Source organism: Algoriphagus yeomjeoni, from assembly GCF_049821175.1.
GTDB lineage: Bacteria > Bacteroidota > Bacteroidia > Cytophagales > Cyclobacteriaceae > Algoriphagus > Algoriphagus yeomjeoni_A.
In genome coordinates this window covers 4,133,249-4,160,142 of sequence record NZ_CP187512.1, presented here as the reverse complement: position 1 = coordinate 4,160,142, position 26,894 = coordinate 4,133,249, and the positions used below count along the sequence as shown (strand labels likewise).

The window sequence follows — 26,894 nt, the reverse complement described above, 5'->3', positions numbered from 1 at the left end:
GTACTTATTAAGTCGGGATGGGGGCTATAGAGATCAGTGATCAGTCGCAGTCTCAGAAATAATAGCCCTTGTTTGGTGAGATAAGAAAAATAAATTGATACTGCGCTCTCTTCGAAAAACTCCGAGTCCTTTGCGGTTAAAAAGGAATTAGAAAAAAATATTCAATTTTATACGTAGTCAGCAATCCACTTAGAGCTATTCTAAGTGGATTTTTTATTTTTTACTTAAATTTATTACGTATTCAGTATTGAAATTACGTATTTATACTTACTTTTACGCTAGATAAAATTAAGTATTATGGAATCACTACTTACACACAAAGCAACACGGTTAAATCTTCTAGACTTTAAATCCGTTCCGATCCGAACTTTTTGGATCACCTCTATCGCATTCTTCATCTGCTTTTTCGCATGGTTCGGGATAGTTCCGTTCATGCCCGATGTAGTAAAAGATCTTGGACTCACTCCTTCGCAAAAATGGAACGCCACAGTTCTGGCTGTTGCGGGAACAGTTTTCGCAAGATTATTAATCGGTAAACTCTGCGACAAATACGGACCAAGACTGTGTTACACTTGGCTTTTGGTCTTGGGATCCATTCCTGTAGTTTTGAGCGGATTGGTACAGACACCGATGCAGTTTATGATTTGCAGACTTTTGACTGGATTCATCGGTGCATCATTTGTCATCACACAAGTCCACACATCTCTTATGTTTGCTTCCAATGTAGTTGGGACAGCCAATGCTACATCTGCAGGCTGGGGAAATCTTGGCGGCGGAGCAAATAGACTGGGAATGCCAATAATCGCTGCTATCGTAATTGGAGCTGGAGTCGCTCAGGCAGATGCCTGGAGATATTCCATGGTGATCGCAGGAATCGTTTGTTTTACGATGGGTTTGGTTTACTATTTCTTCACCAAAGACACTCCTGAGGGTAATTTCAAGGAATTGGAAGCAAGAGGAATGAAGGTACCAAACACCAAGAAAGACAAAGTCGGATTTCTAGAAGCTATCAAAGATTACCGGGTTTGGTTACTTTTTGTCGTCTACGCTGCTTGTTTCGGGATCGAATTGACGGTCTATGGCACCATGGACGATTACCTGCAAAACACTTTTCAACTCGAAAGAATCACTGCAGGAAACATTGTGCTTTCCTTCGCGCTGATGAACATTTTTGCCCGTACGCTCGGCGGGTATTTTGGTGATAAATTTGGAAAAATGAGAGGTCTGAAAGGAAGGGTTTGGTTCCTTGCAGCGATATTAATTGTAGAAGGATTGATGCTTAGCATGTTCTCATTGGCCACTGGACTTTTTGTAGGATTTGCTCTTTTGATTGCTTTTAGCTTATCTGTACAAATGGCGGAAGGAGCTACCTTCTCGGTTGTACCTTTTGTGAATAGAAAAGCAATCGGCTCTATCTCAGGAATCGTGGGAGCAGGCGGGAATTTCGGCGCTTTTTTAGCTGCGCTATTCTTAAGCTCAAAATCTGCAGTAGCAGAAAAGTCCGCAATTCTGGCAAGCGAAGGGTTAGGTTCAGCAGCTGCCGCCGCTGCACAATCCGCCGCCGCTGCAAATGCCGTCTCAGCAGGATATTTGATCATAGGTGGTATGATTGTCATTTCGGGTTTAGTAGCTCTCGCCATCCGATTCAGCACGGAAGATGAAAAAGTTGCAGAAGTAGAATTAAGCAAGCTGCAGCCTGAATTAGTGCGACTAGATAATTAACTTGTAGCATCAGTCCCAAAATAGCTCCTCTGCAATTGACCATTTGTTCTGCGGACGAGCTATTTTGTTCTAAACCTATTTCCAAATTGAAACTCTTGAGTAGTGATCCAAGATAAAAAAATCAAAACCACCTGTTCTTATTGCGGCGTTGGCTGTGGAATAGTCGCTGGCGTAGATGCTCAAAACAAGGTGCAAGTCCAAGGCGATCAAGATCATCCTGTAAATCAGGGTTTGCTTTGCTCCAAAGGCATGAACCTCCACTACGTAGTCAATGACACTTCGGATAGAATTCTTTATCCCGAAATGCGATGGAGTAGGTCACATCCTCGAGAGCGGGTAAGTTGGGACGATGGTCTCGATAGGGCAGCGGGAGTTTTCAAGTCTTTGATTCAAAAATACGGTCCCAACAGCGTAGGCTTTTACATTTCAGGCCAGTGTCTGACAGAGGAATATTACATCGCCAATAAGCTCACAAAAGGCTTTTTGGGAACAAATAACATCGATACAAACAGTCGCTTGTGCATGAGTTCGGCGGTAGTCGCCTACAAAAAAACGTTTGGTGAGGATTCAGTTCCTATTTCCTACGAGGACATAGAATTGGCAGATGCTTTTTTAATTGCTGGCGCAAATCCAGCTTGGTGCCACCCTATCCTTTTTCGCAGACTGGAAAAGCATAAGGAGAAAAACCCGAATGTGAAAATCATAGTAGTGGATCCCCGTAAGACGGACTCCGCTTCTTTCGCAGATATCCACCTGCAAATAATCCCCGGCACTGACATTATTCTTTACAATGCCATTGGCAAAAGAATTATAGATATAGGATTGGCAGATAAGGAATTTATAGAAAAACACACGGAGAATTACCTGAAATACCGTAAGCAAGTGATGGCAACTTCGTTGAAAGAAGCATCCAAGCTTTGTGGAATATCAGTGGATGACATTAAAAAAGTAGCCGAAATCATCGGAGAATCAAAAGGCTTTATCAGCATGTGGGCGATGGGACTCAACCAAAGCGCTATCGGTACGGATAAGAACTTTTCTCTATTGAATCTTTCACTTGTAACTGGCAGAGTTGGCAAGCCAGGAAATGGACCTTTCTCACTCACAGGTCAACCGAACGCCATGGGTGGACGTGAGGTAGGCGGAATGGCAAATTTACTGGCTGTTCACAAAGACCTGAATAATCCTATTCATCGTCAAGAAGTAGCAAATTTCTGGGGAGTAAATGAAATTTCGCCTGAGCCAGGATACTCGGCTACAGAGATGTTTGACGCACTGGAAAGTGGCGAGATGAAAGCCGTTTGGATTATATGCACCAATCCTATGGTAAGTTTGCCAAATTCCAAGAGGATCGAGAAGGCCATGAAAAATGCCAAATTCGTGGTTGTTCAAGATATTTCTCACAAAGCCGATACGCTAGAATATGCCGACCTAGTACTTCCAGCTGCAGGCTGGCTGGAAAAGGAAGGCACCATGACGAATTCCGAGCGTCGTATCTCTTATCTGAATAAAGGCATCAATCCTCCTGGACAAGCTAGACCAGACGTGGAGATTCTTTGTGATTTTGCTCGCAGAATGGGTTTCCGAGGTTTCAATTTCAACAATACCGAAGAAATCTACGAGGAATATTGTGCGATGACCAAAGGCACAAACATCGATATATCTTTCTTGAATTACGATCGATTGAAAAGTGAAGGAACTTTCCAATGGCCTGTTCCAGAATACAGACACCTAGGCACTCCCCGGCTTTTTGCAGATAATAAATTCTACACACCTACTCAAAAAGCGATCTTTAATATCCCCGCTCAAATCGAGAACACTTCCGAAAAAACGAGCAAGGAATATCCATTAATTCTCACAACTGGCCGGGTCCGTGATCAATGGCATACGATGACTAAGACAGGAAAAGTTTCGAGGCTTCGAACGCATTACCCAAGTCCAGTACTGGAAATCAATCCCATCGACGCTTACTTGGACAAGGTAAAAGATGGAGATGTGGTGGAAGTAAAAAGTAAAAATGGAATAGTCAGAGTTAAAGCGAAATTATCTAATAGCATACGAGAAGGTGTAGTTTTTCTCCCAATGCATTGGGGCAAGCAACTTCAAAGTGATCTCAATCGAGCGAATAACCTAACCAAAACCGTAGTCGATCCTCAGTCCAAAGAACCGGATTTTAAATTCACTACCGTATCCGTTTCCAAGTACAAAAAAGCCCCAGAGAAAATCGTAGTCGTCGGTGCCGGAGCGGCAGCCTTCCGCTTTATCCAAAATTATAGAGAACACAATGATTCCGACCAGATTCATGTATTCTCCAAAGAACCGCATCCATTTTACAATCGGGTGCTTTTGCCGGAATATGTAACAGAAGAATTGACTTGGGAGCAACTTCAGAAGATCAAGGAATATGAGCTCCAAAAACTGAAAATCTCTCTTCATACCGGACTATCGATAGATAAGATCGACCCTGAGAAGCAAGTGGTAGTTGACGATAATGGAAAAGAATATCCTTTCGACAAACTGATTCTAGCTACAGGAAGCAGAGCTTTTATCCCAAAAGATGCTCAGCTGGACCTGCCTGGTCGATTTACCATGCGAAGCAAAATCGATGCGGATCGATTCAAAGAATACCTAGACTCTACCAAATTACCTCCTGAAAATCAACATGTGGTGATTATAGGTGGTGGATTGCTGGGTCTGGAGCTAGCTGCAGCTTTACAGCATAATCGTGTGAAAGTAACCATTGTGCAGCGTGCCTCCCGACTGATGGAAAGGCAACTGGATGAAGTTTCCAGTAAGTTACTTTCTCTGGATGTGCAGGAGCGCGGAATCCACGTCTATTTCGACAATGAAGTGAGCACAGTATTCGACGATGAGGAACAAAAATCACTTTCCATCACGCTGAAAAGTGGAAAAATCATTTATGCCAATGCGGTTGTTTACGCAATTGGAACGCAGCCAAATATCAAAATTGCACGAGATAATGGCATCCTATGCGGACGTGGAATCAAAGTGAATCAGCATTTACAAACTAATTATCCAAACATTTTCGCAATTGGCGAGATCGCGGAATTCGAGAATCAGTTGTTTGGTATTACCTCAGCAGCTGAAGAGCAAGCCATGGTTTTAGCCAATTACATTGCCGGAGATGTCAGCAGTATTTATGGCGGATCCGTACTGATGAATATTCTAAAATTCAAGGATTTGGAACTGTGTAGTATAGGTGATATCATCTTTCCAGAAAATGATGATAGCTACGAGGAAATCATTTTTACAGACATGAAGCGTCGTTACTATAAGAAATGTATCGTAAAGGATGATTTGCTTATAGGCGCAGTATTGATGGGAGATAAAAATGAATTTGCTGAATTCAAATCCCTTATCGAAAACAAAATTGAACTTTCTGAAAAAAGGAAATCCCTATTAATGGGATCTTCAGACACTCGACCAGTTATCGGTAAATTAGTATGTAGCTGTAGCCGTGTGGGTGAGGGGAACATCAAGGAAGCAATAGCCGAAGGATGTTCAGATTTCACAGCATTATGTCAGCAAACTGGAGCTGGATTGGGCTGTGGAAGTTGCAAAACGGAAGTGAGAGAAATTCTTCATCAATCAAAAGTACTAGCATGAAACAAAATTATTCTAGAGTAGTCGTGCGAGGCGGAGTGCTTTCACCCGCTGAATTAAAACAGATTTTGGAACTGGCAGAAAGTGCTGGTTTGGACACGATTTCTCTGGGCTCTCGTCAAGACATTCTTTTCATCAAAGAAGACGATTCACTAGAAATTGATCCTCAAAATAAATTTCAGCTGGTATCACCCGAAGAAATAGGGGCAGAAAATATTGTTTCTTCCTATGTGTCCGCTGACATTTTCCCAAATACTCCATGGCTGACCAGCGATCGGTACTTGTACATTTTAGAACAATTCAGAGTCCAACCAAATCTGAAGATAAACATCACTGATCCAAAGCAACGCTTAGTACCATTGTTTACAGGTCACTTAAATTTCATTGCCTCAGAGCATGAAGACTACTGGTACCTGTATGCTCGCTTGCCTGAATGGGAAGAAACCCTAATGTATCCAGCGCTTATTTACAGCTGGGATATGGCAAAAGTGGCTGCTGCAATTGAGGATATTTTGAAGGAGGAACCAGCGGATGTGGAATTCCTTTTTGAGTTGGTCAATGAAGCGGTGGACTCCAACAACCGGACAGTAGATAGTCCGTTGGAAGTGCCATTTTACCCGTTTCCATACTATGAAGGCATCAATCGAGTAGGAAATGATCGCTACTGGCTGGGATTGTATTGGAGAAATAATAGATACTATACCGACTTTTTGAAGGTACTTTGCGATCTCTGCGCAGACAGTAAAATCGGGAAAATATCCATTACACCTTGGAAATCCATCATCATCAAGGGCATACCTGAAAATACAAAGATCGAATGGGAAAGACTACTTGGACGCTACGGTATAAATGTGCGTCACTCCATGCTTGAACTGAATTGGCACCTTCCCGTCAATAATAAATCTGCACTCAAGCTCAAGGAATATCTGGTTGACAACTTCGACAAGAGGGACATCAGTACTTACGGACTTACTTTTGGAATCACTGATTATACGAGGAAAGCTTATTATTTCACCTCCATTATCATAGAGAAGAATCAGCCACCAGCAGAATTGAAAGGCATCAAAATCCGAAATACGTACAATTTGCTTTATGCCAAAAACTTTGATCCAAACACACAGCAATACATCGTCTACGTACAGGAAGTGGATAAGGTAGAACTTCCGGGACTTTTGATCGAGCTGAGCAAGATGTACTTCGAGCAGTTGGGAAAAAAACCGGAGGGCTCCAAAAAAATGGCTACTCCAAAAGAAACTGTGAAAACTGAAGCCTATCAGTGCTCCGATTGTCTGACGGTTTATGATCCTGTATTTGGAGATTTGGTTCAAAACATTGCTCCATTGACACCATTTGAGGATTTGCCTGCAGACTATCACTGTTCTCTTTGCGAAGCTCCTAAATTGAAGTTTGTGAAAAAGACTTTTGAAAAGCAGGTGGATTAAGAAGTTGACAGTGATCAATATCCAGTCTCAGTATGAATCGAGAATAGATTTTAGAAATTACAAGATTTAAAATACTTAGTTTTTATACGTATTTTATTTAGAATTTAATAAGTATTTATACTTATATTTGGTTCGAGATTTAACCACTAACACTCGAACTATGAAAAAGCTTTTTACGCTAATACTTTCCTCAGTAGCATACTATCAAGTTGCAATTGCTCAGGAATTCACGTTGGATGCGGATATACGTCCTCGATTTGAATACAGACACGGATTTGGAAACCTTTTCCCAACGGATGCCAAAGCAGCTGCATTTGTGACACAGCGATCCAGACTCAACATGGGTTTTCAGGACGAAAAGCTAAGCCTCCTTTTAAGTGTACAAGACGTAAGTATCTGGGGCGATACGCAGCAACTCAGTGCTGCAGATGGCAATGATTCTTTTGGGCTCTTTCAGGCTTGGCTTCGTTACTCATTTACTCCCAACTGGGCGCTCAAGTTAGGTCGGCAAGTCATCTCCTATGATGATCAGCGGATTCTCGGTGGATTGGATTGGGCTATGCAGGGAAGGTTTCATGATGCTGCTATGATCCAGTATTCGAAGGATAAGTTCAAGCTAGATTTAGCTTTTGCTTACAATCAGGAGAATCAAAAAACATTGGGAAGCGATTACACCATTACTGGTTTTTTCTCCTATAAAACCATGCAGATGGCTCACCTAACGAAAACTTGGGATAAGGCATCGTTTAGCTTTCTCTTTATGAATAATGGTTTCCAGAAATACACTAGTGATCCTGTCCCGCTAACAGACGGACTTTATAATCGCCAGACTACAGGAACATACTTTACCTTTCCTCTTTCTGCTCTCACTATTACGGGTTCAGCTTATTTGCAGACGGGAATGGCAAATGCCACCACTGATCTGAGCGCATACCAGTATATGCTTGAAGCAAAATATAAAGTTGGAAAAGTGACTTTGATCGCGGGCTTTGAGTCTCTTAGTGGGACAGACCAAGCTGGTGAGGATAAGAATAAGTCTTTCTTCCCACTTTATGGTACAAACCACAAATTCAATGGCTACATGGATTATTTCTATGTAGGAAATCATGCCAATAACGTAGGACTGAATGATGTCTATGGAAAGATCTCGCTGCCAACAGGTGAGAAATCAACTATTGGACTTAATGTCCATGGTTTTTTTGCAAATGGAAAAATGGCTGATGAGCTGGAACAAAATCTAGGTACAGAGCTTGACTTGGTTTATGGAAACACTCTTGGGAAATATGTAAAAATGAATATTGGCTACTCTCAGCTTTTTGCCACGGAAAGTATGAGTGCTGTGAAAGGTGGATCGAGTTCAGAAAACACCAACAATTGGGGCTGGGTACAGCTGATTGTGAATCCAAGGTTGTTGACTTATAAATCGAAACAAGATTAATTAACTTGCTTAAACCTCTCTTTCGCTCCGTCTAAAAACTCAACAAATTCCTGAATATCTGTTTCATACCCTTTAGGCTGAGCGAGGAGATTTTCACTATGATCTAGGATCACGTAGTAAGGTTGCGCATTATTTTGGAAGCGGGTGATCTGAAAATCTGCGTTTTGCTTTCCCAGTGTTTTCTTAACCTTATTGTCGTATTCAGAGGTGTACCATTCACTTTCAGGAAGCTCCAATCGCTCATCGATATAAAGTGCCACCATCACGAAGTCTTCTTTCAGACGCCTCAAAACCTGAGGATCTACCCAGACATTTTCTTCCATCTTACGACAATTCACACAGCCATGTCCAGTGAAGTCAATGAGGAGAGGTTTATTAGCTTTTTTGGCAGCGCGCATCGCCTGCTCATAATCGAAATATCCTTGAATTCCGTGAGGAATCTCCAGTGGGATATCGGCGTATTTGACAGGTTCACCAAGGATGTTTTCTCCAGCTTCAGTACTCAAGCCTACAGTCATTTTAAATTGCTGAGTGGACATAGGTGGAAGATATCCGCTTAGATATTTTAGAGGAGCACCAAACAAACCTGGAATCATGTAGAGAACAAACATGAAAGTTGCCAATGCCAGAAGCAACCGCGGAACTCCAATGGTATCTGCTGGCGAATCGTGTGGAAGGCGGATTTTACCCAGGAGGTAAAGACCTAATCCGCTAAATATCACAATCCAGATAATCAGGAAAATATCCCGATCCAGTATTCCCCAATGATAAACCAGATCAGCTATAGAAAGGAATTTGAATGCTAATGCGAGTTCCAAAAAGCCCAAAACTACTTTCACAGAATTTAACCAACTGCCGGATTTCGGAAGTCTGTTCATCCACTCTGGGAAAATAGCAAACAGCGTAAAAGGAATAGCGAATGCCAGAGAAAAAGCAAACATTCCCAAAATAGGTTTTAACAATTCCCCTCCTGCCGAAGAAATCAAAATTGATCCTACGATCGGGCCAGTACAGGAAAACGACACTAACACTAGGGTGAAAGCCATAAAGAAAATACCCGTAAGACCACCTTTTTCAGCTTTTTCATCTACTTTATTGACAAATCCTGAAGGCAAGGTAATCTCGAACATCCCGAGAAAAGCCAAGGCGAAAAAGATAAAAATTCCGAAGAAAAATAGATTTGGAAGCCAGTGTGTAGCAAGCCAATTCGCAAACTCTGGTCCTTGGATAGCTGCAACTGCCGTGCCCGCAATCGTGTAAATAGCAATGATTGACAAACCATAAATGATCGCATTTCTTATTCCTGTTGCCTTGTTTCCTGCTCTGCCAGTGAAAAAGCTCACGGTCATAGGAATCATTGGGAACACACATGGAGTCAACAACGCAGCAAGCCCAGCCAGGAATGCTAAAATCATAAATCCAAAGAGAGATTCATTTTCCTGGATTGGTTCGATTTCAATGGATGAATCGGCCTCTGCAACAGGAACCTCATCAAACAGTTGGTCGTCATTGCGAGCCGAGGCACGAGGCGTGGCAATCTCTTCGACTGAGTCAGATTGCTTCGTCGTCGTTCCTCCTTCTCGCAATGACGAATCTTCTTCGAACTCAGCTCCTTCACTAGTGGTCGTGATAATTTCACTTGCCTCAAAACTTTGTTCTATATCGAGATCATAATTGACACACTGACCAGTTACGTCAGAGCACATCTGATATTCTAATGTTCCTGAGATTTTTCCTGAAGTAGATCTAGGAATAAAAGTTTGCTCAAACCTTCCTTTTCCTACAAAGTATTTAACGTCACCTTCCCAGATATCCTCGTACTTTGTTTTAGAATCAATGGCTGTGAAATCACCTATTAATTCATATCCGGCTGGATTATCCAGTTTCAAGGTCGCCAAAATTGGCCCTAGATTCGGATCAAAATCATTAGCATAGATATACCAGCCAATTGGAATTTGGGCTTCAAGCACCAAAGTAGCTTCTTCACCTTGCACTAGACTTTTTGGTTCAACTGAAATCGTCCATTTTGGTGGAGCGATAATCTGTGCTTGAGCATAGAAACTGAAGAAAAGCAATGCCAGTAGCAGTAGTTTTCCTGATTTTCCTTTGGCTTTAGTCATGAAGTTGGAAAAGAAATGAATTGAGAATTGGGGCAAAAGGTGGATTTATTTGTCGGAGAGTTTTCTAAACTGACGGAAGAATGCCGCGATAGTTTCTATTCCAATGAAGTAATTTTTCACGCCATAATGCTCATTCGGCGAATGCAGCGCATCGGTGTCCAGTCCAAAACCAAACAATATCGGATCAGAACCTAGTTCCTTTTGGAACAAAGCAACGATAGGAATAGATCCACCTTCACGCGTAGGAATTGGTCTTTTACCAAAAGTCTCCTCCATTGCTGCTTCAGCCGCCTTGTATCCAACGGATGAATCGGAAACAACTGCTGGAGCTCCGCCATGATGAGCTTTCACTTTTACCTTCACAGATTTTGGAGCCATGGATTTAAAGTAATTTTCAAATAGCTCAGCGATTTCTCTCCAGTCCTGATCAGGCACTAAACGCATGGAAATCTTTGCATGAGCTTTTGATGGCAAAACAGTTTTTGCTCCTTCGCCGATATATCCACCCCAGATTCCATTGACATCCAGCGTAGGACGGATCCCTACTCGCTCGATAGTCGTGAAACCATTTTCACCATGAACATCATCAATGTCCAATTTCTCTTTGTACTCATTAAGATCAAAAGGAGCCTCATTCAGTCTTTCTCTTTGCGCAGCAGTCAACTCCTGCACTTTGTCGTAGAAACCTGGAATCGTGATGTGCTTATTTTCATCCTGCATAGAGGCAATCATATCGCAAAGCACATTGATCGGATTAGCAACAGCTCCACCGTAAGTACCTGAGTGAAGATCACGATTGGAACCGGTAACTTCCACTTCCATATAGGCCATGCCGCGAAGACCAACCGTGATGGATGGATCCTGCATGGAAATCATGTGCGTATCAGAAATCAAAATGACATCTGCTTTCAGTTTCTCTTTATTCTCGATGACGAATTTGTCCAGATTGTCAGAGCCAACTTCCTCTTCTCCTTCGATCATGAATTTGACATTGCAAGGCAAATCACCGGATGCCATCATCGCTTCAAAAGCTTTCACATACATGTAAAATTGTCCTTTGTCATCCGCCGAACCACGGGCGAAAATTGCCCCCTCAGGATGAATTTTTGTCTTTTTGATCACTGGCTCAAAAGGCGGAGAATCCCAAAGTTCGTAAGGATCCGCTGGCTGCACATCATAATGCCCATACACTAAGACTGTCGGCAAGGCAGGATCAATGATTTTTTCACCATAAACAATCGGATAGCCTTTAGTTTGACAGATTTCCACCAAGTCTGCGCCCGCTTTTTCCAGACTTTCCTTTACAAAATTAGCTGCTGCAAAAACATCATCTTTAAATTTGGGATCAGCACTTACTGAAGGAATTCTGAGCAAATCCAACAATTCATTGAGAAAGCGATCTTTATTGTCACGGATAAAATCATTAACAGCCATATATCTGGGGATTATTTAGTAAAGCCCCAAAATTATCCTTTTCAGCCTGAAATGCCTATTTTAAAAATGTAATTGTCAGTAGCGAAGACCGTATGAACGAGAGAAGCTGATTAGTGACAAAAAAATGATGCGCATTGAAACATTGAAAACATATCATCAAACTTTGTTCGCTTTGCTACTTTGTAGTCAAAGAATATTTACCACTAAGTCATCAAAGTTAGGTTTGCTCGGCCATGAAGATCGAGTACGAATTCTAGGCTTTGAAACCTATGTTTCTATATGGTTAAAATAATCAACCACATAGAATCATAGAAAACATAGCTTTAAAGATCTTTAATTCTTTGCGGTGAAAAAATAACATCAATATGAAAGCAGTTTTTTGTGAGAAATTTGGTTTACCTGGAAACTTAAAAATCGGAGAATTACCTGATCCTAGACCGAAAGAAAATCAAGTTTTGATCCAAGTAGAAGTGTGTGGAGTGAGCTATCCTGATTTGCTTATTCTTCAAAATAAATATCAGTTTAAACCTGAGCTACCATTTTCTCCGGGTGGAGAAGTGGTTGGGAAAATCACAAAGGTTGGAGAGCATGTGAAGGAACTGAAAATTGGCGATCGTGTCCTAGCACTTTGTCGTTGGGGAGGATTTGCAGAAAAAGTGGCTGTGGATAGTGATCGGGTTTTTGTACTTCCTGATGGAATTTCTTCACAAATAGCAGCCAGCTCTCTCTATTCTCTGAGCACAGCTTACTATGGCTTGAAAGACCGGGCAGATCTTCAAACAGGAGAAACCTTGCTTGTACTTGGGGCTTCAGGCGCAATTGGAATTGCCGCCATAGAACTCGGAAAAGCAATGGGAGCCAAAGTTATAGCTGCAGCATCCTCGGACGAAAAGCTAGTTTATTGTACAAGTAAAGGAGCCGATGAGACTATCAATTATGAATCGGAAGATCTGAAAAACCGAATTAAAGAGTTGACAGATGGAAAAGGAGTCAATGTGATTTTAGATCCTGTGGGCGGGAAATATACTGATCCAGCTTTACGAGGAATGGCTTGGAAAGGAAGGCACCTTATCGTGGGGTTTGCTAATGGAGAAATTCCAAAGATCCCCATGAATCTACCCTTGCTCAAAGGATGTTCTATTGTCGGTGTTTTTTGGGGAAACTTTTCTAAAGTAGAAGCTGAACAAAACAGGAGAAATATGAATCAACTGTATAAGTGGATACTAGAAGCTAAGGTAACTGGGCATGAAGTTGAAGAATATGGATTGGGTAATGCAAAAAAAGCTTTACTGGGTATTCAGGATAGAGGCCACTATAAAAAAGGAGTAGTAAGGATATTTTACTATTAGCCAACTTCAAAAAGAGCGTACAGACTAACCTTTCTCGGAAGTCTGTACACACTTCAAGTTAAGATATAGCTTTCACATTTACTTCTATATTTCCTTGGGTAGCTTTAGAGTAGGGACAAACTTCATGAGCTGCATCAGCCAATTTCTGAGCCTCTTCCAATGACTCAGCATGAGGTATTTTTACAAAAATATCTACTCCCAGACCGAAATCACCTGGACCATAATTTCCCAGATGAACTTTGGCAGTAATTTCAGAATCCCGCAAGCTAGTTTTACCTGCCACAGCCCCTAGCGCACCTCCAAAACAAGCGGCATAGCCCGCAGCAAAAAGTTGCTCTGGATTAGTTTTGCCTCCTTGTCCCCCGATCTCTTTTGGCATGGCGACATCAAAATCCAACAATCCATCCTCAGTTTTCACATGGCCTTTTCTTCCCCCAGTATTTACTGCTACTGCGGTATAATCAATATTCAGCTTTTTCATTTAGTTAGAGTTTTTTAATATTTTGGATATGCTCTAACATATTTAAAAGTGAATAGTTTAGATCTGGTATATTTAATTCGGTGCTCTGGATAAATTTTTCATTCAATGGTTCCAGTACTTCCATGACTTTGGATTGAAGGGATTTACCAGGGTAGGTTAATTCTACATGGACAGTTCGTTCGTCTGCTTCGCCACGTTGCCTTTTCACGTAATTGATGGCTTCCAGCTTTTTCAGCAAGGGGGTCAAGGTACCTGAATCCAGGAAAAGACGTTTTCCTATTTCATTTACCTTCAACCCATCTTCCTCCCACAAAACCGAGAGCACAAGAAACTGTGGATAGGTCAAATTCAATTCATTCAAACTGCTTTGAATAAACTGAATAAGTAATCTGGAACTTGAATAAAGAGAGAGCGAAAGCTGATGGATTGGAAGCATAGGAGAGAAATAAGATTTTATACAATCTAACTGTATAATCTTAAAAATCTATCCCCCTTAAAAGTATTATCTCATCAATTAACCACTTTTTAACCAAGGGAATAGCCATTTTGGTAGGTATAATGAAGCTTGGTATTGGCTTCCCAATCATCTAGAAATACTTGTGCAATCGGATCCCATTTCAGCGGGCGCCCTAATTGATGAGCGATATTTCCGATGGTGCAAGCTGTACAAGAGCTATGACCGATTTCAACGGGGACTACAGGATCTTTTCGCTTAACTATACAATCAATAAAATCTAGGTGATGATCACCAAATCCAAACTCATCTTTCTCGAATTTGCGCTCACAGGCTAGAACATCTGTGTCGTAATTACCTCTCGAAACCTTAATCCAGCCCTTTTCACCTATAAACTTCACTCCCTGCCTTCCTTCGTCAAAAGGCTCAATAATCATGGGCACACCATTTGAATAAATGTATTTCAGCGGTGTAGAATCTGTACCAGGCATCACTTCTACCGGACCATTTCTATCCATTCCCAATCCCCACTGAGCAATGTCAATCATGTGCGCTCCCCAATCTGTCATTAATCCACCTCCCGTTTCTTCATACCATCTCCAAGCTCCCCATACCTTCTCATTTTGCTCAGGATTCAGGCTAATGGGAGGATTTAATTCTTCGTTGTAATGGATATCTGGGAGTGGGCCAACCCATGACTTCCAATCTAATCCTGCGGGCACTGGCTGAATAGGCAAATCATAAGGCTTCGGATGTGGTGGAGTCCCTACATTTACCAAAACCTCCTTGATGTTTCCCAGCATTCCTTTTTGAACCATCCGGACTGCATGCTGAAAATTAGCCCCCGATCGCTGCATGCTGCCTACCGCCAGTACGGTCCCGTTGGAGCGCACTGCTTTAACTAATTCTTGGCCTTCATGTATGGTGAACGTCAGTGGCTTTTCCAAGTAAATATCTTTTCCCGTATGGCAGGCATCAATGGCCATCATCGCATGCCAATGATCCGGCGAAGCGATCACGACCGCATCTACCTCAGGATTGGCTAATAATGCTTTATAGTCAACATAGACTTTCAGTGCTGGTGCCTCTCTTTTTTCATCCTTATAATGCTTTGCTACACGCTCTTTGAATCGTTCCAACTTAATTTCATAGACATCTGCACCAGCGACGACATCTACAATTGGGTTTTTCATCATGTTGCTCAGCAATCCCATAGCTTGCCTTCCTACACCAATGAATCCAAGTCGGATTTTGGATGAGTCTGCGAATGCATCAGAAGTCTTACCAAAACTTAGGTTTGGGATCACACCTAGTCCGACGGTACTTAGAACAGAAGCGCTTAAAAACTTCCTTCGGGAAAAATTTGATTTGCTCATTGCAAGGGAGATTGAGTTATTAAATGGGTCATGTGATAATTAGGCAATAAAGTACTGATTTTCTGAGGTACTGAAAAATATTAAAATGGCTATTTGATTAAAGGTTCTTGCTATCTCTATTTGAAGAAGAAACTCTTTTGGGAAATTTATACTTTTGAAATGGAGAAGAATAAAGCTATGACGATACAACAACTAGAATACCTAATTGCAGTCGATAAACACAGGCATTTTGGCAACGCTGCGGAAAGTTGTTTTGTAACTCAACCCACACTGAGTGCGCAGCTTAGTAAGTTAGAAAGGGATTTGGGGGTTATTCTTTTTGATCGAAGTAAAATGCCAGTGATCCCTACTGAAATGGGTGTGCAAATAATCAGGCAAGCTAAAAAGGTAGTATCAGAAAGTAAAGGAATTTTTGAATTGGTAGCTGACTTGAAGGGAGATGTTTCGGGTGTGATTAAGTTGGGTATCATTCCTACGTTGGCACCGTACCTATTGCATCTTTTTATCAGAAGATTTTTGGAGAAATATCCATATGTGAAGCTCGAAGTGCAGGAAATGGTTACTGAAGAGGTGGTGAAAAAATTAAAAAATGACGAGTTGGATCTAGGCATTATTGTGACCCCCTTGGAGGAGGCAGGAATAGTAGAGAAACCGATGTTTTATGAAAAGTTTTTTGCCTATTTATCAAAGGAACATCCCTTATTAAAAGAGTCAGTTTTCCATCCAGAAAAAGTACAGAAAGAGGATTTTTGGGTACTTCAACAAGGCCATTGCTTCCGAGACCAGGTAATTAATCTATGTGATCAAAGCCTGAGCGGGCCAAAGAATTTTCACTATGAAAGCGGTTCACTCGAAGGACTAAAGAATATGGTGAACCGATACAAAGGAGTTACACTATTACCAGAATTAGCAACCTTAGAACTTTCTGATGAGGAAAAAACGCGATTAAGACCGTTTGACGGGGAGTCACCTACCCGGGAAGTAAGTATTATATTAAACCGAAGTTTCCTCAAGCAAAAGCTCGTGGAACTGCTATACAAAGAAATCACAGATTCCATTCCTCAGAAAATGACCTCTAAAGCTCATGGGAAAATAGTGAGGTTTAAATAAGATTTATTGCTTGGTTAGTATATAATGATCTGCAAGATCTCCGGTGATCATATTTCCCTTCATGTCGAGTTGCCAAAGGCGATTTTCACCAACTTTATACTGCCTCGGCCCGTTGCTTACCCGCTCCAGCGTGATAATCGATCCTGTTTCGTCCCACGTAAATATGCCCATATCATCCTCTTCTAGTGCGTCATTTCTACCAAAATAGTGCGTTGACAGCTTATAAGTGCGATCAGTATTGAGCGTAAGTGTGGTTTCTATCCCCTCACAACTGGCACAGGGAACAGTGCCTTTGTAAGTTCCATTCCAATCTAATGCGGTGGCGGAATTATCTCCTTCATACAAGTATTGGTCTGAGGCTATGATTTCTTCCTCATTTTCAGATGTTGATTGGGAATTGGAGCAGGAAGTAGTCAGTGCCAAGGAAGCAAAAAGTCCTAGTAGGATCAGATTTTTGTTCATATTTAATCGATCAATTTTGCGAAGAAAGATCAAGAATTAGACCGAAAGAGTCATTTCATAGGAATTTCACATTCTTTTGAATGAGGTGGTAAAAACTTAGAGCAATTATTTGGAGCAATACTATCAAGATGTTAAAATCACTAATGAAGATTAGCTATTTTTTTTAACAGCCCTTACTAGTTGAAAACACCAAAGTGCCAAAGCACACCAGCAGGATCATGGAGAAAAAACTCATTTCCCCAGTCCTTATATTTTATACTACTTAGTTTAGTGCCAGGAAATTTATCTGGTAAACCTAGAACTTTTATCGCTTCCCAATAGGACTCAAGATCATCTTCGACCTCTAGAAAAATCATGGAGTTTTCACACCAGGATTTCTCATAAGCATCCTGTAAATAGAAGGCTAGAGAATCTGTCACATTTACTAAAGACATTTTGGTGTCAAGAGACTTCACCTCAAAACCCAGCACTTGGTAAAAGCGAATGCTCTCATTATAGCTTTTTGAACCAATAAAGGTTCTAATAGATTTGGCTGGGTGTATCATACGCCGAATTGTGTCAGATGGTGATCGAGATGTTTATAAAAAAGGGTATTCCATTCCTCAGCAGTTAGCGGACCAAAGGAAAGAGATTCCTTTCCCTCAAAATATGGGATGCCAAGGTCTCGGGTTTTTTCTAAAAAGCCAATCAAACGTGCTTTTTCTGTCTCAAAATCCCTTCGCTCAGCAATAATGAAAGCTGGAGCAGTTCGAGAATTTTTCGGATATGGTTTATCATTAACAACACCCTTCTTTACGAAGGCTTTTAACAAGAACCGCATAAATGCATTTGGCTTTGGATGCTTATCGGTAAGGGCCATTTCATAAGCAACACAGCAATGAGCCATCATTTGATCTACCCGCATGATCCCCCACCTAGGAGTGGTCTCTGGAGTTAGCTCATTTATTCTGTCGATCAATTCCTGAACGATCTGGGGATGAAAAATATTTTTCATGACTTGGCATCAAAAAGGTTTAAGATTCAAGTTAAGAAAATGAACTCAAAAACGAATTCCAGAAGGGTTCCATTTTTCTTGTCGAGACCAAATACGACAAACTGACTTTTAAAACTTTTATAATCAGTCAATTAAATTATTTTGGTTTATAATATAAACTTATTTACATTTATCATATCAAACACTTAACACTTAAAATCATGGAAAAAGAATTATCAAGTAGTGAGTCCTTAGCGATCATTACTGATATGATCGCTAAGGTCAAAAAAGAAGCTGCAGGAGATGGAAGTTTCCACCTGCTACTGTGGGGATGGGTAATTGCTATATGCAATTTTGGATATTATGCGCTGGAGAAAGCAAATTATGAACATCCCTATTACATCTGGATCCTTGTAATTCCAGCTTCCTTATTCAGTTTTTACTGGAGTTATAACAAGAGGATTAAAGCAAAAATTAAGACCCACCTAGATCAAATCCTTGATCAAATCTGGATAGGAATATTTATAGCGATCCTAATTGTTTTGGCCTTTATGCCAGTTCTAGGATACAATCATAATCCGGTAATTTTGATTTTGGCAGCAGTAGGAATGTTTGCAACAGGAAGTATAATTAGGGCTACAGCAGTGAAAATTGGCAGTTTGGTGTTAGCCATAGCCGCAATTATAGCGTTCCTAGTTTCAGTTCCTGATCAATATTTAGTTGCTGGAATTGCAATGGTTTTGGGATATCTTGCGCCTGGTTATTACTTAAAAAACACTTATCGTGAGCGAGTTTAAGCCATTAGACCCTCTTTTACATTCACAATTACGCCTTGCCATCATGTCTATATTGATCAGCGTGGAGTCTGCGGAATTCACATTTCTCAAAGAGAAAACTGAATCCACAGCTGGAAACCTGAGCGTGCAGCTAGATAAACTAGATAAGGCTGACTACATCAAAATCACCAAATCTTTCAAAGGCAAACGTCCGCTAACTACCTGCTCTATAACCCAAAAAGGCATTAAGTCTTTCGAGAGATATGTGGAGAATCTTAAAAATTACATCACCTAAAAAAATTTGAACATTAAGTTTACGGAATAAACAAATTTATAGAAATCATGAAAAAATTAACTATTCTAATTCTTACCCTTTCAGTCATTTCAAGCATGGTAGTTGCCCAAAACGGTGAAATCAATAAAACTTCCCAAGCTGAAGTAAAAAAGCTTTCCTTCCTAGTTGGTGAGTGGTCGGGATCCGGTTGGATGGTTGGCCAGGATAGAGTTAAGCACACATTTGAGCAAACTGAAAAAATTCAGTTCAAACTAGATTCTACAGCAATTCTAATAGAAGGGTTAGGTAAATCAGATGGAAAAATTGTCCACAATGCTCTAGCCATCATCACATCTTCCGGAGAAGAAAATCAATATGATTTTCAATCATTTCTTTCATCTGGACAAAAGGGGACCTTCAAATCTGATTTGAAAGAGGATGTATATTATTGGTATCCTGCGGAATCTGTCAGGTACATCATCAAAATAAATGAGAAAGGGCAATGGTTTGAAATCGGCGAATTCAACCAAGGTGATACTTGGTATACATTTTTGGAGATGACACTGGAGAAAAAAGAGTGAAATGCAAGGTTCAGAAACCTTTCAGAATTATACCTAAACCCCAATAAACTAAGATTAAGATACAGCCTAATTCTCACGAAAACGCTGATTACTGAAAGCTCTTCTAATTAAAAATAGTAGCTTGCGAGTCTCTAATCACCCCTTGCCACATATATTTTCTGTTGGATTCAGAATCATCTTAAAGTCTAACGCCAATCGGCAAGTCATTTTCTAAGGTTGAAAAGTTAATCTCCCAATGCTTAAAAAATTACTTCCCTCTTTATTAATCATGCTTGTGTTATTGTTAGCCGGTGCCATCATGCATTGGTTAGGAAGACCTGTCTACTGGCCAGGATTCATTGCAATGATGTTTTTCTATGCAGCTATTTTCTACATAGGCACTTATGCTGCCAATATGAAAGGACAGGATACGGAGGATAGTGTCATGCTCGCTGGACGATCCCTTCCACTGGGTGTCGCCATATTTACCATGAGTGCTACTTGGGTAGGAGGAGGCTATATCAACGGAACAGCCGAGTACACTAATTCTTCGGGTATTGCCTGGGTTCAAGCACCCTGGGGATATGCACTAAGCCTCATAATTGGAGGCTTATTTTTTGCGCGAAAAATGAGAAGATATGAGTTTAAAACCATGATCGATCCCTTGGAGCAGCGATTTGGTAAAAATGTAGCTGCAGCTTTAAGCCTACCAGCTATTACAGGAGAACTATTTTGGACATCTGCTATCCTTACCGCACTTGGCACCACTTTCGGCACCGTTTTAGGGATGGACTTCGTTCCTTCCATCATCCTATCTGCAGCCATCGCCATCGCATATACGGCCTTAGGCGGATTGTGGGCTGTAGCTTTTACCGATGTTTTACAGATGATTCTATTGTTCGTTGGACTTATTCTTGTTATTCCTTTTGCGCTGGAAAAAGTAGGGGGATGGGACTACGCTTGGGCTACCTATCAGGAAAATAAAGGAATTTATGCCAACCTGTTTCCTCCTATCGACGGATGGAAAAGTGACCTTTGGGGAGACAGCTATTGGAACTGGTGGGATTCAGCCCTTCTTTTAATCTTTGGCGGAATTCCTTGGCAGGTTTATTTCCAACGAGTATTGGCTTCCAAAAATGAGAAAGTAGCCATGCGACTTTCGATCATTGCTGGTTTCGTATGTATGATAGCCGCGGTTCCAGCTATAATGATAGGAGTAATAGGCAATGTGGTAGATTGGAATGCCTTGGGAATAGCTCCTCCAGAGGAAGCGGCACTTACTCTACCCTATGTAGTAAGATATTTGACCAATCCTGTCGTAGCGACAATCGGTCTCGGGGCCATTGCGGCTGCTGTGATGTCCTCGGTAGATTCTTCTATCCTCTCAGCTTCCTCCATGGCATCTTGGAATCTATATCGAAAGCTCATGAAGCCAACTATAGATTCAAAATCTCTTGCCAAAGTCATCAAAAAAGTGATCTGGATAATAGGGATAAGTGCCACATTGATTGCTCTGCAGGTTAAAAGCGTCTATGCACTTTGGTTCTTATGTAGTGATTTTGTGTACTGTATTCTGTTCCCACAGTTGGTTTGTGCACTCTTCGATAAAAAAGCTAATCGCTATGGTGCAATAGCAGGATTACTTGTGTCTGTGATTTTACGATTTGGTGGGGGAGAACCTACATTGGGAATTGAAGCTATTATTCCATATCCAATGACTCAAGTGGATGGAACGGTTCTTTTCCCATTCAGAACACTAGCTATGGCCTGTGGTATGATCAGTATTTTAGTCGTCTCTAGGCTAACGCAAAAAAGTTGCCCTCCAACAGAGCTCAAAAAAATGGGATAAATTAATGTTCCACCTTTAGTCAACAAACATTGACTAAAGGTGGATAAGTATCTTCAAGAATGATCCTTGATTATAAAATCAGCGCAACGCTCTCCGATCATCATTACAGTCATGTTAGGATTTACACTGGTGATAGTAGGAAACACGGAAGCATCAGCGATACGAAGATTGCCTATTCCATTTACCTGTAACCTGCTGTTAACCACCTGATTGGTGTCGTGATCACCAGCCATTTTGCAAGTTCCTGCTGGATGATAGACCGTATTGTGCGTTTTATAGATATAATCAACAATTTCCTCGTCAGTTTGTATAGCTGATCCAGGAGCAAGTTCTCTTTTTATCCAGGGCTTAAGAGCTGGTTGATCCGCTATCTTACGAGCGATTTTTATACTTTCCAGCATAACTTTTATATCATACCCTTCTGGATCTGTAAAGTATTTTGGATCTATTATTGGTGCTGCTTCAGGATCTTTGGATTGTAATCGTACAGTTCCCTCACTTTTTGCCTGCATCACATTTGGCGTCAGCGAAAATGCCTGTTTCGCCGTAGGAAATCCAGCAGGGACAGTATGCATATCAAACGCTTCCGTTCCTAAATGAAACATAATATCAGAAATTGGCAAATTAGGATCAGACTTACAGAAAATGCCTATTTCATATTTCTGAGCTGTTTCAGTTGGAACTGGTTGAGCAGACTCCCATATAATCACACCTTCTGGATGGTCGACCAAATGGCTTCCCACTCCCGGCAAATCCTCCACTAACGGAATACCCATTTCTCTGAGATGCTCTGCCGGCCCTATACCAGAAAGCATCAAAAGTTGTGGAGTCTGAAATGCGCCTCCAGAAAGTATAACTTCTTTTTCTGCGTAGAAATCACCTTTGCTAGTTTCTAAGCCAATCACATTTTTGTCGGAATCTAAAATCAGGCGATAAGCAAATGTCTCAGTGAGTATGGTGAGATTTTCTGGAAGTTGGTCGTAGGGGTGCAAGTAGGCTACAGAGCTGGAATGTCTGATATTTCCTTTCTTATTCAGGGAAAACCAACCTACCGATTCCTTGTATTCACCTTTAATAAAATCACCTTTAGGCACGCCAAATTCCTCACTGGCCTCTATCACGGCTTTGCCACAGGCATTTCCCGAATTGGAAACTTCGAGATTCACTTTTTCGAAAACCTTATCGAAGAATGGTTTGACATCTTGAGGAGCCCAACCCTCTAATCCCAAATCAGTCCAAACCTGAAAATCATAATCTGGTGCCTGAAAAGCAATTGCCGAGTTATGGGAGCTACACCCTCCCATTACCTTGGCACGGCTATGTCTCATATTGGAATTTCCATTTTTCTGTGGTTGGATGGTAAAGTCATAATCCAACTCTCCTTCCAATAGTGATTGCCACCGATCAAGCTGAAGCACATCTTCACGCTTTTCATCTGAGATACCTGCCTCTATTAGTAGTACGTTACCGGCCTTATGCTCAGCTAGGCGATAAGCAGTGATCACCCCGGCAGAACCTCCGCCGACTACTATAAAATCATATTTCATAATTAAATTTTAAATGTTGATTTTCAGACAATTACTTGTCTTAGAAATGCAATTAGAAAGGGTTTCCCAAGTCTTTCATGGCGATATAAACTGTTTTGAGTTGGGAATAATGTTCGATTGCCGCCAATCCATTTTCACGACCAATTCCTGATTGTTTATATCCGCCAAAGGGAATTTCCACAGGAGTGATATTAAATGTATTTACCCAACATATCCCTGCCTGCAATTTCGCCACCATTCGATGAGCCCTTCTCAAATCATTTGTATAAACGCCTGCCGCAAGACCGAAAGGCGTATTATTAGCACGTGCTAAAACATCTTTTTCATCTGAAAAAGTCAAAATAGACATCACAGGACCGAAGATTTCTTCCTCCACTATTCTTAACTCATCTTTTGGGCTGGCAAAAATAGTAGGCGCTATAAAATAGCCACCTTCACAACCTGCAACCTCAACTTGATTCCCACCGCAAATCAGCTCCGCTCCTTGTTCCTTTCCTAATGAGATATAACTCATTACTTTCTCAAAATGATTCTTATTGATCATCGCACCTATATGCGTAGCAGGATCAGCTGTATCTCCAACTTTTAGTTTTTTGGTCCGTGCTACCAGTATTTCAAGGAATTTTTCACGAATGGAAGAATGCACAAATACGCGGGTTCCATTACTGCAAATCTCACCCTGTGTATAAAAATTACCCAGTAAAACGCCATTTACTGCTTCCTCAAGATCTGCATCTTCAAATACAATTATTGGGGATTTGCCACCTAGCTCCAACGTGACATGCTTTAGAGTAGCTGCCGCAGCCGCCATCACTTTCTTGCCAGTTCCTACTTCTCCAGTAATGGATACTTTAGCAATATCAGGATGTGAGGTCATCATTTGCCCTACCTCACCGTCACCTTGCACAACATTGAAAACACCATCAGGCAATCCAGCTTCTTTGAAAACTTCAGCCAACTTATATGCAGTGACTGGTGTAAGTTCTGCAGGCTTGAATATCATCACATTTCCACAAGCTAAGGCAGGGGCAGATTTCCAACAAGCAATCTGAAGTGGGTAATTCCAAGCTCCGATGCCTGCACAAATACCCAGCGGCTCTCTACGGGTGTACGCAAAATCACCCCCCAATTCTATATGCTCACCGTGCATGGAAGAGGCTATTCCTGCATAATATTCCAGACAATCTGCCCCTGAAACCACATCTACTTCTAGCGCTTCACGAATCGGCTTACCTGCATCCTGTGATTCAAGTAGGGCCAATTCATCATTTTTTTCACGTAAAAGGCGAGAAGCCTTATGTAAAATCCTTCCGCGCTCGGTTGGGGACATGACAGACCAAACCTCAAATCCTTGCTTAGCGGATTCTATAGTTTTCTCAAAATCCTCAGCAGAGGCACTGCTCACTTCATTTAGAACTTTCCCAGTAGCGGGATTGTAGTTATTAAACTTTTTGCCTGAACCTGGAAATGGCGTGTTGCCAATAAATAATGGAATGCTATGCATGAATAAGGTCTATGGATTAGAATGGAGGAGTGAATAAGTATCCCAAATGTATCTTGCGGGCATCACTTCAGAAGAAATCAACTCAGCTCCAAATGTAAATTTATTCTAATAGATTGTGCCCCTAACTCGAATACCGAGCTCGGGTACGTTTGTTAAATGGTGAGATAAGAGATCATTAGTTCGAAGACTTTGTAAAGCATTTAAAATGAACCCTATGAGTACTCCCTTTTTTTGGTCTTGAATGATGCCACATAATTATTGTCCATCGAAAAGGCTCCCTTTTATTGTTCAAGATGGCTTTATAAATTCATTTTAATCTCTATCCCGTTAGGCAAATAAACTAAGCTTTCTAAGGATTGAAATTAAGAAGGTTACAAATGCTGGACTTCGTATTTCCTTAGCAAATCATAAACCTGATTCTTGAATATTGTTACTTTCTCCTCGTACACTTCTGGATCATCAAACATGGAGAGGTAATAATATGCCCCCTCTACAACCACGAAAATCTGCTCGGCTAGAAGTTCGGTATCCTTCCCGTGTAAAGTTTCGTCTCTATCGAGTATGGCTTTCAGATTTTCTCTCAATTTTTCATGCAGGACACGATACTCATCTTTGATTCTCTTATTTCTAAAGATCAAGCTGAAACAACTGTAGAAGACACCATCGTCTAAAAGCAAATTCCAATCTCTGGAGAAAAGCCGATCGACAAAGGTGTGTGGATCAGCATAATTTTGAATTTCAAGTTCCTCAAGCATGGGCTGATAGATCATCAGCATTTGTTCCAAGATGAATGAAATCAAATTTGAAATCAGAATCTCACGAGTAGGAAAGTAATGCATGATCAAACTAGGTGGCATGCCGAGGTGCTTTCCTATTTTAGCAATCGACGTGTTTTCCAGCCCATTTTGTTTTGATAACTCATAAAACCCACCAATTATCTCTTTCTTTCTTTCATCCGAAATCTTGTTACTCATATTAATAAAGTGTTAAAAGAAAGTTAATAGGACTAATATAGTTGTAAAATTCGTTGGAAACCCAAAAATCAATATATAATATTGAATGAGCGTTCAATTTATGCTTTTAAAATCAATTGTAAAAATAATCTTTTAAATGTTTAATAGCTCGAGTTAAAATTTGGAGGCAGCTTAAAGCCCCCAAATATCCGTTCCAAATAAAGCACTCAAATGAAAAGAAGAAAGTTTTTAGCCCGTGGAGCCACTCTTGCTATAGGAGTCACCGCTCCAATAGCAGCAGCGAAAGCCTCCGAAAAAGCCACTTCAAGATCTCCAATACTCACGATTGCGCATATCACAGACGTTCACATCCGACCAGAAGAAAATATTCCCAACAGAGCAATTGATTGGCTCAGGGTAGTTAAGAACCATAAGCCAGATTTTTATTTAAATGGTGGTGATAGCATACACGATGCATCGTATGACGAGGTATCGCGCGAGCGGACACTAGAGCAATGGGAAGCATGGGATCAGTTTAGAGCGGAGATCAAAGATTCGAAAGTCTATAGCTGCATCGGAAATCATGATCCCTGGTGGGATGCTCCGGCAAAAGAAGATGAAATGTATGGTAAACCCTATGTAGTAAAGCGGTTGAATATACCTGCTCCCTATTACAGTTTTGATGAAAAAGGCTGGCATTTTATTATCCTGGATGGTAATCATGAAGGGATTAGCTTGGGTGGAGTGCAGATGAAATGGTTAGAAGATGACCTTGCCAGTTTGCCTAGCAATACCCCGACGCTTATCATGTCGCATTTCCCCATTACGTCTATTACCAATGCTTTGGTAGGCGGGCAGCATAGTGACCATAAGGAATTGAAAACTCTTTTCTACAAGCACAAAGACAAAGTACGTGTCTGCCTTAGCGGTCATCAGCACCTGTTAGACAGGGCCTGGTACAACGACGTACACTATTTCTGCAATGGTGCTTTGAGTGGTTTTTGGTGGGGTGACGGAGATGATCAGTCTGCTGGAAAGCAATACTATTTGGAGACTCCTCCGGGTTTCGCTATTCTCAAACTTTATTCGGATGGAACTATAGAAAATAAATATTTCCCGATGGTGTAACACCTATGTATTTCTATGTCTGCCAAGAGCCACCAACTTTATGGTGGCTTTTCCTTTCTATCCTTTGCATGCCAAAAATAACCATCTACATAATTTGAAGAACTCTCAATGTGTGCATACCAAAATATAGTGTTTTGGGTAGATAATATATAACTATATGCGGCCCAACATCATGCTATAATCCTCTCCAATTCCAAATCACTCTTCGTGTTATTGTAGCTTTTCGTAAATGTGAATATTAGGGTTTCAGTGTTAATCAAGTATTATAATATGATTATTAGGAATAAAATTCCTTTGATTGAAAGAAATCAATATTTA

At 41.0% G+C, this 26,894-nt stretch carries 22 protein-coding genes; 11 read left to right on the top strand and 11 right to left on the bottom strand.

What is annotated here, in order from left to right:
- The first annotated feature begins 297 nt into the window (after positions 1–297).
- From ACPUEN_RS16950 to ACPUEN_RS16935, 4 genes are all read left to right on the top strand, one after another.
- The gene (locus ACPUEN_RS16950; RefSeq protein ID WP_425637099.1) at positions 298–1,722 is read left to right on the top strand and encodes an MFS transporter; all 1,425 of its coding nucleotides are present in this window, start codon (positions 298–300) and stop codon (positions 1,720–1,722) included.
- A 102-nt stretch (positions 1,723–1,824) separates the two neighbouring features.
- Positions 1,825–5,349, top strand: a complete 3,525-nt coding sequence (locus ACPUEN_RS16945) for a molybdopterin-dependent oxidoreductase (protein WP_425637097.1) — start codon at positions 1,825–1,827, stop codon at positions 5,347–5,349.
- Entirely contained in the window at positions 5,346–6,788 is a 1,443-nt protein-coding gene (locus tag ACPUEN_RS16940; protein WP_425637096.1) for a rubredoxin, read from the top strand. Before ACPUEN_RS16945 ends, ACPUEN_RS16940 begins: the two co-directional genes overlap by 4 nt.
- Before the next feature lie 160 nt (positions 6,789–6,948).
- On the top strand, positions 6,949–8,226 hold the full coding sequence (locus ACPUEN_RS16935) for an alginate export family protein (protein ID WP_425637094.1): 1,278 nt from the start codon (positions 6,949–6,951) through the stop codon (positions 8,224–8,226).
- Here ACPUEN_RS16935 and ACPUEN_RS16930 read toward each other — a convergent pair.
- Both ACPUEN_RS16930 and ACPUEN_RS16925 read right to left on the bottom strand, forming a co-directional pair.
- Positions 8,223–10,346, bottom strand: a complete 2,124-nt coding sequence (locus tag ACPUEN_RS16930) for a cytochrome c biogenesis protein CcdA (protein ID WP_425637092.1) — start codon at positions 10,344–10,346, stop codon at positions 8,223–8,225. The two genes, ACPUEN_RS16935 and ACPUEN_RS16930, sit on opposite strands and share 4 nt — an antisense overlap.
- Before the next feature lie 45 nt (positions 10,347–10,391).
- On the bottom strand, positions 10,392–11,780 hold the full coding sequence (locus ACPUEN_RS16925; RefSeq protein ID WP_425637091.1) for a dipeptidase: 1,389 nt from the start codon (positions 11,778–11,780) through the stop codon (positions 10,392–10,394).
- Between the two features lie 365 nt (positions 11,781–12,145).
- On the opposite strand from ACPUEN_RS16925, the gene ACPUEN_RS16920 reads away from it, so the two are divergent.
- On the top strand, positions 12,146–13,129 hold the full coding sequence (locus ACPUEN_RS16920; RefSeq protein ID WP_425637090.1) for an NADPH:quinone oxidoreductase family protein: 984 nt from the start codon (positions 12,146–12,148) through the stop codon (positions 13,127–13,129).
- A gap of 58 nt (positions 13,130–13,187) precedes the next feature.
- Here the strand turns inward: ACPUEN_RS16920 and ACPUEN_RS16915 are convergent, their stop codons facing one another.
- The 3 genes from ACPUEN_RS16915 to ACPUEN_RS16905 all read right to left on the bottom strand — a co-directional run bounded on the left by ACPUEN_RS16915 (position 13,188) and on the right by ACPUEN_RS16905 (position 15,440).
- Positions 13,188–13,610, bottom strand: a complete 423-nt coding sequence (locus tag ACPUEN_RS16915) for an organic hydroperoxide resistance protein (RefSeq protein ID WP_425637088.1) — start codon at positions 13,608–13,610, stop codon at positions 13,188–13,190.
- A 4-nt stretch (positions 13,611–13,614) separates the two neighbouring features.
- The gene (locus ACPUEN_RS16910; RefSeq protein WP_425637086.1) at positions 13,615–14,046 is read right to left on the bottom strand and encodes a MarR family winged helix-turn-helix transcriptional regulator; all 432 of its coding nucleotides are present in this window, start codon (positions 14,044–14,046) and stop codon (positions 13,615–13,617) included.
- Positions 14,047–14,135: 89 nt separating this feature from the next.
- Positions 14,136–15,440, bottom strand: coding sequence for a Gfo/Idh/MocA family protein (locus ACPUEN_RS16905; RefSeq protein ID WP_425637085.1), 1,305 nt, complete (start codon positions 15,438–15,440; stop codon positions 14,136–14,138).
- 177 nt (positions 15,441–15,617) lie between these two features.
- On the opposite strand from ACPUEN_RS16905, the gene ACPUEN_RS16900 reads away from it, so the two are divergent.
- Positions 15,618–16,550 (top strand): hydrogen peroxide-inducible genes activator, encoded by a 933-nt coding sequence (locus tag ACPUEN_RS16900; protein ID WP_425640207.1) that lies wholly within the window; start codon positions 15,618–15,620, stop codon positions 16,548–16,550.
- A 3-nt stretch (positions 16,551–16,553) separates the two neighbouring features.
- On the opposite strand, the gene ACPUEN_RS16895 is transcribed toward ACPUEN_RS16900, so the two are convergent.
- The 3 genes from ACPUEN_RS16895 to ACPUEN_RS16885 form a co-directional block, all read right to left on the bottom strand.
- Positions 16,554–17,012, bottom strand: coding sequence for a copper resistance protein NlpE (locus ACPUEN_RS16895; protein ID WP_425637084.1), 459 nt, complete (start codon positions 17,010–17,012; stop codon positions 16,554–16,556).
- Positions 17,013–17,188: 176 nt separating this feature from the next.
- Complete coding sequence (locus ACPUEN_RS16890; RefSeq protein WP_425637082.1) at positions 17,189–17,557, bottom strand: glyoxalase; 369 nt, start codon at positions 17,555–17,557, stop codon at positions 17,189–17,191.
- On the bottom strand, positions 17,554–18,006 hold the full coding sequence (locus ACPUEN_RS16885) for a DUF1569 domain-containing protein (RefSeq protein WP_425637081.1): 453 nt from the start codon (positions 18,004–18,006) through the stop codon (positions 17,554–17,556). The genes ACPUEN_RS16890 and ACPUEN_RS16885 overlap by 4 nt, the downstream gene beginning before the upstream one ends.
- Before the next feature lie 200 nt (positions 18,007–18,206).
- Here ACPUEN_RS16885 and ACPUEN_RS16880 point away from each other — a divergent pair, with 200 nt between their 5' ends.
- The 4 genes from ACPUEN_RS16880 to ACPUEN_RS16865 all read left to right on the top strand — a co-directional run bounded on the left by ACPUEN_RS16880 (position 18,207) and on the right by ACPUEN_RS16865 (position 21,444).
- On the top strand, positions 18,207–18,782 hold the full coding sequence (locus tag ACPUEN_RS16880) for a hypothetical protein (protein ID WP_425637080.1): 576 nt from the start codon (positions 18,207–18,209) through the stop codon (positions 18,780–18,782).
- Positions 18,769–19,056 (top strand): winged helix-turn-helix domain-containing protein, encoded by a 288-nt coding sequence (locus ACPUEN_RS16875; RefSeq protein WP_425637079.1) that lies wholly within the window; start codon positions 18,769–18,771, stop codon positions 19,054–19,056. The genes ACPUEN_RS16880 and ACPUEN_RS16875 overlap by 14 nt, the downstream gene beginning before the upstream one ends.
- A gap of 47 nt (positions 19,057–19,103) precedes the next feature.
- Positions 19,104–19,616 (top strand): hypothetical protein, encoded by a 513-nt coding sequence (locus tag ACPUEN_RS16870; RefSeq protein WP_425637078.1) that lies wholly within the window; start codon positions 19,104–19,106, stop codon positions 19,614–19,616.
- 235 nt (positions 19,617–19,851) lie between these two features.
- On the top strand, positions 19,852–21,444 hold the full coding sequence (locus ACPUEN_RS16865; RefSeq protein ID WP_425637077.1) for a sodium:solute symporter family protein: 1,593 nt from the start codon (positions 19,852–19,854) through the stop codon (positions 21,442–21,444).
- A gap of 53 nt (positions 21,445–21,497) precedes the next feature.
- On the opposite strand, the gene ACPUEN_RS16860 is transcribed toward ACPUEN_RS16865, so the two are convergent.
- From ACPUEN_RS16860 to ACPUEN_RS16850, 3 genes are all read right to left on the bottom strand, one after another.
- Complete coding sequence (locus tag ACPUEN_RS16860) at positions 21,498–22,991, bottom strand: GMC family oxidoreductase (protein WP_425637076.1); 1,494 nt, start codon at positions 22,989–22,991, stop codon at positions 21,498–21,500.
- Between the two features lie 52 nt (positions 22,992–23,043).
- On the bottom strand, positions 23,044–24,495 hold the full coding sequence (gene betB, locus ACPUEN_RS16855; RefSeq protein ID WP_425637075.1) for a betaine-aldehyde dehydrogenase: 1,452 nt from the start codon (positions 24,493–24,495) through the stop codon (positions 23,044–23,046).
- A gap of 371 nt (positions 24,496–24,866) precedes the next feature.
- Entirely contained in the window at positions 24,867–25,469 is a 603-nt protein-coding gene (locus ACPUEN_RS16850; protein WP_111610024.1) for a TetR family transcriptional regulator, read from the bottom strand.
- 210 nt (positions 25,470–25,679) lie between these two features.
- Between ACPUEN_RS16850 and ACPUEN_RS16845 the strand changes: the two genes are divergently transcribed.
- Positions 25,680–26,576, top strand: a complete 897-nt coding sequence (locus tag ACPUEN_RS16845) for a metallophosphoesterase family protein (RefSeq protein WP_425637074.1) — start codon at positions 25,680–25,682, stop codon at positions 26,574–26,576.
- The last annotated feature ends 318 nt before the right edge of the window (positions 26,577–26,894 follow it).